The sequence below is a fragment of the Paraburkholderia haematera genome (assembly GCF_905220975.1).
Lineage (GTDB): Bacteria > Pseudomonadota > Gammaproteobacteria > Burkholderiales > Burkholderiaceae > Paraburkholderia > Paraburkholderia haematera.
On sequence record NZ_CAJNBK010000022.1, the window covers coordinates 75,879 to 88,718 of the forward strand.

Annotated in this window: 11 protein-coding genes; 5 read left to right on the forward strand and 6 right to left on the reverse strand. The window is 62.9% G+C overall.

The window, feature by feature from the left end; genetic code table 11:
* Positions 1–11: 11 nt before the first annotated feature.
* Positions 12–707 (reverse strand): 4-carboxy-4-hydroxy-2-oxoadipate aldolase/oxaloacetate decarboxylase, encoded by a 696-nt coding sequence (locus KHO23_RS27560; protein WP_211615033.1) that lies wholly within the window; start codon positions 705–707, stop codon positions 12–14.
* A complete protein-coding gene (locus tag KHO23_RS27565; RefSeq protein WP_211615126.1) occupies positions 704–1,432 on the reverse strand; it encodes a PIG-L deacetylase family protein in 729 nt (242 codons plus the stop codon). The genes KHO23_RS27560 and KHO23_RS27565 overlap by 4 nt, the downstream gene beginning before the upstream one ends.
* A 212-nt stretch (positions 1,433–1,644) precedes the next feature.
* On the opposite strand from KHO23_RS27565, the gene KHO23_RS27570 reads away from it, so the two are divergent.
* Positions 1,645–2,241: a molybdopterin-dependent oxidoreductase gene (locus KHO23_RS27570; protein ID WP_211615036.1), complete on the forward strand. Its 597-nt coding sequence runs from the start codon at positions 1,645–1,647 to the stop codon at positions 2,239–2,241.
* Positions 2,242–2,317: 76 nt separating this feature from the next.
* Here the strand turns inward: KHO23_RS27570 and KHO23_RS27575 are convergent, their stop codons facing one another.
* The 3 genes from KHO23_RS27575 to KHO23_RS27585 all read right to left on the reverse strand — a co-directional run bounded on the left by KHO23_RS27575 (position 2,318) and on the right by KHO23_RS27585 (position 5,962).
* On the reverse strand, positions 2,318–3,424 hold the full coding sequence (locus KHO23_RS27575) for a porin (RefSeq protein WP_211615039.1): 1,107 nt from the start codon (positions 3,422–3,424) through the stop codon (positions 2,318–2,320).
* A 64-nt stretch (positions 3,425–3,488) separates the two neighbouring features.
* Positions 3,489–4,817, reverse strand: coding sequence for a uracil-xanthine permease family protein (locus tag KHO23_RS27580; protein ID WP_211615041.1), 1,329 nt, complete (start codon positions 4,815–4,817; stop codon positions 3,489–3,491).
* A gap of 29 nt (positions 4,818–4,846) precedes the next feature.
* Positions 4,847–5,962 carry an aryl-sulfate sulfotransferase gene (locus KHO23_RS27585; protein ID WP_211615042.1) on the reverse strand — a complete coding sequence of 372 codons (1,116 nt, stop codon included), beginning with the start codon at positions 5,960–5,962 and terminating at the stop codon, positions 4,847–4,849.
* Positions 5,963–6,066: 104 nt separating this feature from the next.
* On the opposite strand from KHO23_RS27585, the gene KHO23_RS27590 reads away from it, so the two are divergent.
* Positions 6,067–7,023, forward strand: coding sequence for a LysR family transcriptional regulator (locus KHO23_RS27590; protein WP_211615044.1), 957 nt, complete (start codon positions 6,067–6,069; stop codon positions 7,021–7,023).
* Between the two features lie 76 nt (positions 7,024–7,099).
* Positions 7,100–7,558: a GNAT family N-acetyltransferase gene (locus tag KHO23_RS27595; protein ID WP_211615046.1), complete on the forward strand. Its 459-nt coding sequence runs from the start codon at positions 7,100–7,102 to the stop codon at positions 7,556–7,558.
* Here the strand turns inward: KHO23_RS27595 and KHO23_RS27600 are convergent.
* Complete coding sequence (locus KHO23_RS27600; RefSeq protein ID WP_211615048.1) at positions 7,548–9,719, reverse strand: tetratricopeptide repeat protein; 2,172 nt, start codon at positions 9,717–9,719, stop codon at positions 7,548–7,550. The genes KHO23_RS27595 and KHO23_RS27600 overlap by 11 nt on opposite strands.
* A gap of 180 nt (positions 9,720–9,899) precedes the next feature.
* Here KHO23_RS27600 and KHO23_RS27605 point away from each other — a divergent pair, with 180 nt between their 5' ends.
* Positions 9,900–10,301 carry a DUF2946 domain-containing protein gene (locus tag KHO23_RS27605; RefSeq protein WP_211615049.1) on the forward strand — a complete coding sequence of 134 codons (402 nt, stop codon included), beginning with the start codon at positions 9,900–9,902 and terminating at the stop codon, positions 10,299–10,301.
* Between the two features lie 83 nt (positions 10,302–10,384).
* Complete coding sequence (locus KHO23_RS27610) at positions 10,385–12,784, forward strand: TonB-dependent receptor (protein ID WP_211615051.1); 2,400 nt, start codon at positions 10,385–10,387, stop codon at positions 12,782–12,784.
* The last annotated feature ends 56 nt before the right edge of the window (positions 12,785–12,840 follow it).

Consider the following 12,840-nt stretch of genomic DNA (forward strand, 5'->3'; position numbering starts at 1 on the left):
TCGCCTCTCTGTCAAAGATCCTCGGCCGAGGTGACGTAGCGCAGGCCCTTTTGCGTGAGCTTCTCGCGCATCGCGTAGTAGTCGAGACCCAGCGTGCCGCCGGCCAGCACCGAACGCGTCTTTTCTTCCTTCGCCATGCGTGCTCGCGAGGCCTCAGCAACGCTCGCCACGGTATCGAACGGAACGACGACCACGCCGTCGTCATCCGCGACGATAACGTCGCCGGGATTCACGATCTGCTGCGCGCATACCACTGGAATATTCACCGAGCCAAGCGTTTCCTTGACCGTGCCTTGCGCGGACACGGCCTTCGACCAGACCGGGAATCTCATTTCCCTGAGCGAGGCGACGTCACGGCAACCCGCGTCGATGATCAGCCCGCGCACGCCGCGAGCGGCCAGCGAGGTAGCGAGCAGGTCGCCGAAATAGCCGTCCTCGCAAGGCGAAGTCGGCGCCACGACGAGAATGTCACCCTCGCGGCATTGCTCGACGGCGACATGCAGCATCCAGTTGTCCGACGGCGGCACCAGCACCGTTATCGCAGAACCCGCGATAGCCGGCCCCGAGTAGATCGGCCGCAGGTACGAAGCAAGCAGGCCGAGACGGCTCTGTGCCTCGTGAACGGTAGCAGCGCCCGCATGCTGCAGCACGGCGACGTCGCGCGGATCGGCGCGGCGGACTGTCGTCACCACAATGCCTCGCTTCATGCCAGATCTCCCGTCACGGCCGGTGTGATGCGCTGATAGCCTTCCGCGTACCGGATATCGCGCGTGGCTGTGATGCCGATATTGCGTTTGGCCTGCACGCCGCGTTGCAGGGCGACGCGCGTGTAGTACTCCCACAGGTGCTCCTGGCCCGCCATGCACTCGATCGCGCGGCGCTTGGTTTCCCAGACCTCGGTGATATCGAGGAACGTATTGGGCGTCCATTCGCATTGTTCGGTTTGATGCGGCTCGAACGCATAGACAGGCGGCGCACCGGCCACTTTCTGACCGGGATGGTGACCTTCGGCCTGGGCGATGATTCGCGCCTCCTGCGCCACGTGCATGGCGAGCGGATGGTCGAAGTTGTACGGGTCTTTCTGCGAGTGGCTCAATACGAACGCCGGTTGCAATTCACGGTATACGTCGACGAGGCGCATCAGGGCCTCGTCCGATACTCGCAACGGGTAGTCACCGAGGTCGAAAAATTCGACTTCCGCACCCAGGACGTCCGCGGCCCGCTCGGCCTCCTCCCTGCGCGCCCCCTTGACCTTCTCGATCGTCATTTCGCCCTTGCGCCAGAGCCTGGCCGACTCGCCACGCTCGCCGAACGAAAGGCACACGACCTTCGCGCGGTATCCGTTCTTCTTGTGCAGAGCGATTGCGCCACCGGCCCGCCACACAAAATCGGCGCTATGCGCGCTCACCACCAACATCGCCTTGTCTGCCATTTCCAAGCTACCCGTCTTCACTATGTGATGGGCACCATTGTAGGATTCGAAGGGGGTCTGGAAGCACCTAAAGGAGCGTGTAATACCATCTAATATTTTTATCGCGAGGTGCCGGCTCAGCGCTGGGGCCGGCGATTTTTCTGCCAGAATGGAGCGCGCGAAGATTTCGTTGCCCACATCCACGCGTCTTACGAATCCGGGAGCAAACGTAAATGGATAAGCGTCAATTTCTAGCCAGCGCAGCCGTGCTGGGCGCCACCGCCGCGCCTGCATTTGCCAGCAAGCGCGTGGGCCAGGGAGCGTGCGCGGCATCTCCCGTGGTTCTGACCATTGCGGGCGCGATCAAGCGCAGCAATCGCGGCGCACTCGACCCGGCGTTCGATCAGTTGCTGGCCAAGCATCAGGTGAAATTTTCGCAGGCGTATGGGGTCGATCTTCCGTTGATCGCGAGCATGCCGGTGGTGACGATCAAGCCCACCATCGAATACGATGCCCGGCCGCACACCTTGAGCGGCCCGTTGCTCAGCGATGTGCTCGCACATGTCGGCGCGCCGGGCGCGGGAAGCACGCAAATCGTCATGCGCGCGGTCGACGGCTATGCCGTCATGACGACGCTCGACAAAGTGCATGACTACCGCATGATCGTGGCGACGCATATGGACGGCAAGCCGCTGCCTCTCGGCGGCCTGGGACCGCTATGGGTGGTCTACGACCCTGACTCTATCCCCGAACTCGCGGGCAAACCGCTAAAGGATCGCTTCGTGTTGTCGCCGTGGGGCTTCTACCAGATGCAGGTGACCGAGGCGTAATGGCTGCGCGTGCGTGGCACGACGGCTGCGCGTGCATGGCACGACACGACGGCACCTGCGCCGCTCCACGCCCGCCTCAGAACAGATGATGGATCCCGCTCAGGAACACCGTCTGCTTTCCGCCTGACGCCGCCCCAATCCCAAGCGTATTCGCGACTGCCCCGCCACCTGCGGTCTCGAACATCAGGTCCGCGTAGAGTTGAGTCGTTTTTGACAGCGAATACACGTTCGCCACGGTGAACTGGGTCCAGCGGCGCCCGGCGAGTGTCGCGGTCCACATCCCCGCCGCGATTTCCTCCGCAGGCGTCAAGCGCACGTTGAAGCCGCCGTCGATCGTGCGAAAGTGCTCGCTGCCGCCGTCCGACTGGATCCGCACATCCGTGGCGAGCGCATGCAGTGTCACGCGTTCAAAGCGGTACGATCCACCGATTCCCATGTCGCGCACCTGTTTCGCGTTGAAGGTTGCACCAGGCGCGAGTGCCTGTCCTTCGAACGAGGTCAGGCCGAGTCCGTTGGAAAGCGGCAGCAAACGATCGCGGTATTCGGAATACACCGCCACCAGCTTGAGCGGCCCATTCGTATAGTTGGCGCCGAAACTGAGGGTCCGCCCGTTGGTGTTGCTGGCCGACGCGCCGGGAAATCCGTAGAGCGCGCCGAAACTCAGTCCGCTGTAGTTGGCGCTTTTCCATTTCACCGTGCTCGACAGTTGCACCGGCAAGGTGCTTCCAAGACCATCGAGGTTGCCGGGATGAAACGCGGAAAAGTCGCCCAGCAGTTGACCGGTCGACACCGATCCGAGCCAATCGAAATTCCAGTCGGTTTGACGGCCGAGCGTCACGGTGCCGAACATGGGATCGGACAGTCCCACGTAGGCCTGGCGATTGAAGAAGGTACTGCTGCTGGCAGACGCGCCCGTTGTCGTGACAAAACCGCTTTCGAGCCTGAATACCACCGAGCGGCCCGCGCCGATGTCTTCGACGCCCTGGAAGCCGAAGCGGTCGGCCTGGAACGTGCCTTGCTCGGCGATATAAGCGTGGGCGCCGTGCAGGTTGCTCACGTAGCCGAGGCCCGCGTCGAGACTGCCGTACAGCGTGACACTGCTCTGGGCATTGGCCGTACTGGAACAGACGAACGCAGCCACGCACGCGATAACCGTCGTGCGAAAAGCGAAATTGTTTTTCATGGAAAAGAGTTGAAGCGTTCGAGGGAGAACTGCGAAGGCGTGCGTTAAACGTTAAGGCCTGCGATCAAATTGCCTGGACCTTCTCCACGGGCCTGAGGCGCCATACGCCGAAAACCAGATTGACGACGATTGCGGTGAGCGTCCCCGCCGCCATGCCGTTGCCCAATACGATCTGCAAATAGCCAGGGAAAGCGGCATACACGTTGGGAACCAGAATCGGCAGCAAACCCACAACGAGCGCCGCAGCGAGCGTGTACTGATTGCCGCGCGCATGCAGGTCGACCTTGCCGAGCAGGTTGACGCCCATCACACCGATCATCGCGAACACGATCAGTGCCGTGCCGCCCACCACCGGCGCGGGAATCGCGTAAGCAAAGCGCCCGAGCGGCGCAAACAGTGCGATGACCATCAGCATCGCACCGGCCGTCGCGGTCACGTAGCGCGAGCGTACACCGGTGGTCTGCACGACACCGATATTCTCCGCGCTCGTGATGATGAGCGAGGTGCCCAGCAGCGAGCCGAGGAGCGACGCCGCCGCATCGCCGCGAATGGTCCGCGGCACGTCGCGGCGCATGTCGATCTTCCTGCCGGTAATCTCGCCGACGGCAACCGTCTGACCCGTTGCCTCAGCCATCGAAATGACACTGAAAATCAGCATCGGCAGCGCGGCAAGCACGTCGAAACGAGGCATGCCGAAAGGCAGCAGCGCCGGCAACGTAAAGAGCGGGCCGGCCCACATGCCGCCTGCAGGCATCAGCCCGATTGCCCAGCCTGCACACGTGCCGATCGCGAGGCCGATCAGCACCGCAAGCCGCCCCGCCGTGCCCTTGAACAGACGCGCCACGGCCAGCGTGGCCACGATCGTGAGCAGCGCGAGGCCAAGCGACTGCGGCCGCGCGAAGCCAGGTGTTCCCGGCTGCCCGACGACGATGCCGGCATAGATCTTGATGAGACTCACCGAGACGAGCAACAGCATCGTGCCCACCACCACACGCGGGAAAAACCGCAGGCAGCGCGCGAATACCGGCAGCACGAGCCAGTAAAACAGGCTGGTGAGGATCGCCGCGCCCGCCGCGGTGCGCAAATCCGTCTGCGTGGCGATGACGGCGAACAGCATGGCGGGCGCGCCGCCCGGCACCATCACGAAGGGCAGCCGTGAACCGATCGGCCCCGCCCCGAGCGATTGCAGCAGTGTGCCTGCACCGCACGCAAAGAAGGTCGCGCCGATCAGGTGCACGGTCATGCCCGATGAGAGCGACAACATTCTCGACACCAGAAAAACCGCGGTGACGGGCGAAGCCGCCATCGACAGGACATGCTGCAAACCGAACAGCACGAGTTGCCACGCGGGCAAGCGCGCACCGACGCTATGGGCGGCTGGATCGGGATTCACGTTACCCCCAAGGGATCACAACACGGCGTTCAGGCGCGCAGCCACGGCAATTGCTCGCGGCTGTAGCGGAAGGTCTGGAAGACACTGTTCAACTGGCCGGGGCCGGTTTTGCGCGCCGCTTCGTCCGGGTATTCGCCGAACCAGGGGATCACGTATTCCCACACCACCTCGCCCGCGGGCGTCACTTCGAAGAGGCGGCCGGTTGCCGATTCGGTGATGTGCGTGTTGCCATTCGCGAGCCGCTGCGCGTTACCCATGAAGGCGCTGTAGAACGCATTCACCATGTCGTCCGCGTACGACCACACGACTTCGTGGGTCGCCGGATCGATCTCCAGCACGCGCGAAAAAGCCACGTGCGCGCCGGCGCGGAAATTGCCGTTGTCGAACGTGAGGATGTTGCCGTTGGCGAGCGCTACGGGTGCGTGCTGGTGCGACACCACGCTCGGCGGAATATGCATCGTGACGTCGCCAGTTTTGCGCTCGACGGCGATGATGCCCGACGTGGTGCGCAGGCTCATCAGCACCTCGCCTTTCGCATTCACGCCGAGCCCGTTCACGAGCGGCCAGTGATACCGACCGAAGCCGGACGCGATCGGAAAGTCCTTGGGCTTGAGGTGCTCCCACGCTTTCCACTCCCACACCAGCTCGCCCGCCCGATTGACTTCGCGGATCACGTCGCCATACATGACTTCCTCAGGACCGTGCGCCGTGCCACCCGGCACGCGCTCGGCAAACCCCGGCGGCACCGGCGCACACGCGGCGTAAAGCAGATTGCCGTTGGCGAGCCACTGCGCGTCATGGTGATGCGCCGGATCTTCGTAGTGCCAGACCACCTCGCCCCCAGGCGTGACTTCTGAGAAGTCGCCGCCATGCCACATCGACCACGGTGCGTAGCGGTTTTCCGATTTTGCGTGGTTGCCGTTGTAGCCTAGATTGCCGTTGGGAAGAATCACGGCATGCCGTCCGGCCCGCACGGGCATCTTCCACTCGTGAACGACCGTGCCTTCGATATCGATGAGATACACACGGCCGCCTGTCGTTTGCGGTGCAATCAGCGTATACCCGCCGGCCGAAGCTTTGGGGTCGCAAGCGATGAGGCCGACGCCGCGGCGCCGCTGGGTAATTTGATCGACTGTCGTGGTCACGGTTCGCTCCGTTAAGATGATGAAGCGAAATCTAGGCTATCCGATCCGTCAATAAAATCTGATTATTCTTTACGGCCCGTATGGAAAAACTATACGGTTAATTTATGCGTCCAATATCGCAGACATTCCGCTGTTTCGACGAGGTGGTCAGACGCGGTTCGATCCGCAAGGCGGCCGATTCGCTGCACCTGACCGCTGCTGCGGTGCATCAGCAGATTCTAAATCTGGAGGAGCAGGTCGGCTCGCCGCTGTTCGACCGTTTGCCGCGCGGCATGCAACTCACCACGGCCGGCGAGATCATTATTGCTGCGGTGCGGCGCGGCCAGCGCGATTTCGATAACGCGATGACTCAGGTGGAGGACCTGCGTTCGCTGCGCCGCGGGCATATCAACCTGGCGGTGTCGCCTTCTTCCGCCGAGCAGTTGGTACCCGATGCCATTCAGGCGGCCATGAAAAGCTATCCGGGCGTGACTTACAGCGTGCGCTCGGGCAACGGCGAGAGCATCCTCAAGTGGGTGGAGACGGGTGAAGCCGACATTGGCTATGGACTGCGCCGCAAGCCGCCGCCCGGTGTTGTGGAAGTACGGGCTTTCTCGCAGCACCTTGGGCTTGTTACGCCGCCCGGGCATCCGCTGACGAAGCTCGGCAAGCGGCCTCGGCTGCGCGACTGTCTCGACTATCCGCTCATCCTCATGACGCCGGATACCGAGTTGCGGGCCATGGTGGACCAGATCGATCACCGGGAGCAGCGCAAGGCGCGTCCGCTGGTGGAGACGAGTTCAGTTTCAATGGTGCGCCGGCTCGTTGCCGACGGTGTCGGTATCGGCTTTCTGATTGCGGAGAACGTGGCGGAAGACGTGACGCAACGCAAGCTTGCGTGGACCGCGCTCGCCGATGCCGGTGCGAAGTCGTTCAGTTGTCTTTATCAACGCTCGGACCTGACCACGACCGTCGCGATGAGCATGTTCCTGCAGTTCCTCGGTCAGGCGATCGAGGTGACTGAGAGTCAGTTTCACGGGTCGGGGAGATTGGGGCGCAAGCGTGGGCAACGGGTCAAATGAGGTATTCCAGCTTTAGCCTTCTGGCACGGCGGTATACTTTTCCTTCCCTCATAGCGGTACGACCCACGACTCCACCATGGAACACGTCACCTTCAGGACCGCCGTTTTCGCCGATCTGCCTGCCATCATCGGCCTGTTGGCGGACGACAAGCTCGGCAGCCAGCGCGAGACAGTCAGCAACCCCATGGATGAACGCTATGTTGCCGCGTTCAAGGCGATCGAAGCGGACTCGAATCAGCGGCTCGTCGTTGCCGTCGACAGGGAAGCCGTAATCGGCACGCTGCAACTGTCGTTCATACCCGGCATCGCTCGCCGAGGCGCATGGCGCGGGCAGATCGAAGCCGTTCGGATCGCTACGGCGTACCGCAGCACGGGCATCGGCCAGCACATGTTCGAATGGGCGATCGCCGAGTGCAAATCGCGCGGCTGCGCAATCGTGCAATTGACAACCGACAAGGGTCGCCCGGACGCGCACCGGTTCTATGAAAAACTCGGCTTCGTTGCGAGCCACGAAGGTTACAAGATCATTTTTTAGCGCTGCGGAATTCGGTGGCATTCTCGGCTAAAAACCGCTCCACACAGGCCTGCCTCACCCGCTCGACAGCGACGGACCACCCCTCGCCCGCCGCCCGGCGAAACAACCGCAGCGTGTGCGGATACCACGGCGAATCGCTGCGCTCGTGCATCCAGCGCCAGTCGACGTCTTTCTCCGGCAGCATCACCCAGCACGGTTTGCCCAACGACGCGGCCAGATGCGCCATGGACGTATCCACGCAAATCACCAGATCGAGTTGCTCGATGATCGCGGCACTGTCCGCGAAATCGTTCACCGCCGAGCCGAGGTCGAGCAGCGGCTGACCGTCAGGCGGATTGCGCGCCTCATCCTCGCCCTGGCCTTTTTGCAGACTCACGAAGCCCAGGCCCGGCACGCTCCAGAGCGGCGCGAGCATGGCCAGCGTTGGGATCGACCGGTTCGCGTCGTTATGGTGTTTCGCATTGCCCTTCCACACCAGACCGATTTTGCGGCCGGGCGGCAGGGTCTCGAGTATCGGCCGCCACTTTTCGACGAGCGACGGCGCGGCCCCAAGGCGAACCGCGCGCGGAATCGTGTCGACGGTCGTGCGTAAGTGCAACGGCGCGCTAAGCAGGCTCGTCCAGCAATCGTAGGTGGATGCGGCCACGCGGGCCAGCGCGGTATCGTGATCGAGCACGGCATCGACGCCGTCCACCGAAGCCATCACCCGGTGCAAAGCAGGCGCGCACGCAAAGGCGATATGCGCGGCCCCTTGCGCCTTGAGCAAGGCGAAATAGCGGCTGAATTGAATCATATCGCCGAGCCCGTCTTCCTGCCAGACCAGCAAGGACTTGCCGGAAAGCGTGTCGCCTTGCCACTGCGGACAACTCAGCATGGCGCGCGTCTTGTGATGCACGAAACCCGGCTGGTCGTAGCGGCACTCATACAAGCGCCAGCCCTCCTCGAACCGGCCCATGCCGAGCAACAGCACGGCCAGACCGAACCTCGCATCGCCGTAATCGGGGCGTAAAGCAAGCGCCCGCAGGTAAGCGGCTTCGGCTTCGGGCAACTGCCTGAGTTGCGCTAGCGCGGCGCCGACATTGTAGTGAGCCTCAGCCAGATCGGGACAAAGCGCGAGCGCCTGCGCGAAGGCCTCGACGGCTTCGGGCAAACGGTCGAGCTGACGAAGCACGCAACCAAGGTTGTTATGCGCGTGGACGATGTCAGGCCGAAAGCGAATGGCTTCCCGGTAAGCCGCCTCGGCCTCGGGCAGACGCTCCAGGCTGGACAACGCAAGGCCGAGGTTGTAGTGCGCCTCAGCATAATCCGGGCGATGTGCGATCGCCTCCCGGTAGGCTGCTTCAGCTTCGGGCAAACGCTTGAGATCGGCCAGCACCGCGCCGAGGTTGAGGTGAGCCTCTGCGTAATCCGGGCGGATGGCCAGCGCGAGCCGGCAAGCCAGTTCAGCCTCCGGCAAACGGAACATCGCCTTCAGCACGCAGCCGAGGTTATTGAGCGCCTCGGGATACTGGGGCTTGATGGTCAGCGCCTGCCGGTACGCGGCGTCCGCGTCGTCAACACGGCCGAGATCCATGAGCACATTGCCGAGGTTGTTGTGCGCCTCGGCATGCTCGGGCAGCCCGATCAGCGCCGCGCGGAAGGCCGCTTCGGCTTCGTGCAGGCGCCGCAGTTCGTACAGCACGATAGCCCGGTTGTAGTGAGCCTCGGCGTAGTCGGGGCGGATCGCAACAGCCTGTCGATACGACGCCTCCGCCTCGTCCCGGTACCCCATTCCGTAGAGCACGGTGCCCAGATTGTTGTGCGCGTCGGCCTGGCCGGGCCGCAGCGCGACCAGTTGCCGGTAGACCGCCTTGGCCGCCGAGAGGCGCCCGAACGATTTGAGCAGCATGCCGAGACTGCTGTACACCTCGGCGTAACCTGGTTTTGCGCGCAGACATTGGCGCCAATAGTTTTCCGCGTCCGTCAGATTGCCCAAGGCATACGAGCAGGCCCCCGCAATATTCAACGCGTCGGCCCGTGCGTCTTCCGTTACGCCGGCGTGCGGCGCGAGGACCGGCTTCACCAGCGACCAGGCATCGGCGAATTGTCCGGCCGAGCAAAGCGACGCCGCCTGCTGATTGATATCGGTTATCGAGGATGCGCGCGTCTGCGTGGATGTCATGAGTCGTGGGAGCTGGGGTCGGCGGCGGAACATGTACCACGCAGCTTACGGGAATCGGTCACGCGGTAACGCCCGGAAATGAGCGGGTTTCGGGCTTCTAATCCGGCGCTATAGGCGGAATCACACGAGAAGAGAACGCGCGGCAGTGCTAGAATCGCCCGCTTCTTTACATTCATCGACATGACTCTACGCTCCCGCAACCGCATGACCGCATGGCTTGGCCTGATCGCCATGTGGCTCGTCGTGTTCGCGCCGGTCGTGAGTCAGATGCTGGTTTCGAACCGCGCGCACGAACCCTTCGCCGCGCTCTGTTCGGCGCTGCCGCCGGGCAACCCGAACCTTGCGAGCCAGTCCGCGCAAGCCGGCCCCGCGCCGGTCCAACTCAGCCACGACGACGCCTTCGGCGCATGCGGCTACTGCCACCTGCTCGAACACCACGTCGCCATGCCAGGCGTCGCAGCCGCCGAACCGCCAGCCGCGTTCGCGCTTGCCGGCACCGCGCCGCCCGCCCTCTCCACCCGCTTCACGCCGCTCGGCGCGTTCCCGTCCGGACGCCCGCGAGACCCGCCCGCCGTTTCCTGATCGCTGTTGTTCCTGATCGCGCATCTTGCCGCACCCGCTGAGGGGGCGCGCGATCGCCTGTTCAATGCATCAAGGAAACGTTCATGCTCAACTTCGCTCTGCGAAGGCTGCCCTTTTGCGCCCGCCGCGGCGCCCGGCGCATTCCATCCGGTCGACGACCGCTGTCGCGGCTGCCGCTGCCGTATTTTCCGGCGTATTGGCCAGTGCTAGTTCCGGCATTCGTGCCGGCATTTATCGCCTCACCGGCTCATGCGCAAAGCGCGCCCGCCGACGCCACGCTGCCTGCTGTCAGCGTCACCGCCAACGCCAATGCAGTCGCTACCCCGCGCACCGTCGACCCTAACCTGCCGGCCTCGGTCGAGACCGTGACGCGCGCACAGTTCGACAACTGGAATGTCGTCAACACCGAAGACGTGTTGAAGTACATGCCGAACCTCGCCGTGCGCAAGCGCTTTATCGGCGATCTGAATTCGATTATCGCCGTGCGCGGCACCAGCAACACACAGAGCGCGCGTGGCCTCGTCTACGCGGACGGCCTGCTGCTCAGCAATCTGCTTGGCAACAGTTATTCGTTTCCGCCACGCTGGTCGATGGTGTCTCCGGACGATATCCAGCAGGTGGACGTGATCTACGGGCCGTTTTCCGCGCTCTACCCGGGCAATTCGCTGGGCGCCACGGTGCTCATCAGCACTCGCATGCCGAAGAAATTCGAAGCCAATGCGGATGTCAAAGCCTTCACGCAGCATTTCAGCCTGTTCGGCGTGAATCAGAATTTCAATGGCAGCGAGGCGAGCGCTTCGCTCGGCAACCGGATCGGGAAGTTCTCGTTTTTGCTGGGTGTGAATCACCTCGAGAACACGAGCCAGCCGTTGCAATTCGCCACGCTCGCCAAGTCCAGCACGCCCGCGAAAGCCGGCGATACGCCGGTTACCGGCGCGTACTTCTACAACAACCAGACCAATACGCCGACCGCGGTGCTCGGCGTGAACGGCGAAGGGATCGAACACACGGTGCAGGACCAGTTCAAGCTGAAGATGCAGTACGACTTCACGTCGACCCTGCAGGCCGCCTTCACGCTCGGCTACTGGCACCAGACCTATAACAGCACGACGTCGAGTTTCCTGCGCGACGCGAACGGCAACCCCGTATACAGCGGCAAGGTCGCGATCGGCGGCTACGAATACACGATTCCGGCGGCCGCCCTCGCCCCGAGTCTCGGCCACAGCGAGAACTGGCTGTACGGCCTCACGCTGAAAACCCGCAACGCCACCGGTTGGAACGGCGAAGCGATCGCTTCGTACTACGACGTCAGCAATAGCGTGGCGCGCACCGCGAGTTCGGGTGTGCCGGGCAACGGCCCCGGCACGGTGATCTTCGGCGACGGCACAGGCTGGAAGACGCTCGATCTGCGCAGCACTTACACGCCCGTCAACCCACAAGCGGGGTTGACGAACCACGCGCTGAGCTTCGGCTATCACTACGACAACTACTACCTCGACAACGAGAGTTACAACACGCTGAACTGGCGCGACGGCGCGGCCACGTCATTCGCCAATGCGTTCGCCGGCAAGACGCAGACTCAGGCGCTGTACGCGCAGGATGCGTGGCACTTTCTGCCACGCTGGAAACTGGTCTACGGCGTACGGTACGAAGACTGGCAAGCCTATGGCGGTTCACAGACGCTGCCCGGCAGGGCCTTTCCGTACAGCGACGCGAACCAGCATCATTTCTCGCCGAAAGCCTCGTTGTCATTCGATGTCACCGACGATCTGATCTTGCGCGCTTCTATCGGCCGCGCCTATCGGTTCCCGACGGTGGGCGAGATGTTCCAGGGGCAAATCAACGGTTCGTCGATCGTCAACAACAATCCGAACCTGAAGCCTGAAGACGATCTCTCGAAAGAGCTGACCGCCGAATGGGCACATTGGAATGGCGTGTTCCGCTTCTCGCTGTTTCAGGACGACGTGAAGAACACAATCTTCAGCCAGACCGATACGACCGTGATTCCTAACGTGACGAACTTCCAGAACATCGGCAAGGTGCGTTCGCGAGGCGTCGAAACGAGTTACGCCGGGCAGGACGTATTCGTGCGCGGCCTCGATCTGCTGGCGAGCGTGGCGTACACGCAGTCGAAGATCATCGCGAATGCGCAGAACCCGGCGACCGTCGGCAAATACTTCTATCGGATTCCGCTGTGGCGCGCCAATCTCGCCGCGACGTATCACATCGACGAACGTGCGGCGCTCACGCTCGCCGCGCGTTACTCCGGCCGCGAATACAACACGCTCACCAACACCGACACGAATCCCAATGTTTTTGGCGGCACCAGTTCGTACACGGTGGCAGACGCGAAGTTCACGTTCAAGCCGACAAAACTGAGTGAAGTCAGCATCGGCGTCGACAACCTCTTCGACGCGCGCTATTTCGTCTATCACCCGTATCCGGGCCGCACGTTCTACGTGGAAGCGAAGCTGCGCATGTGAACACGCGATCGGCATGCGCGTGGTGCGCTCGTGTTGTGCTCGCCAGGCGCTCGATG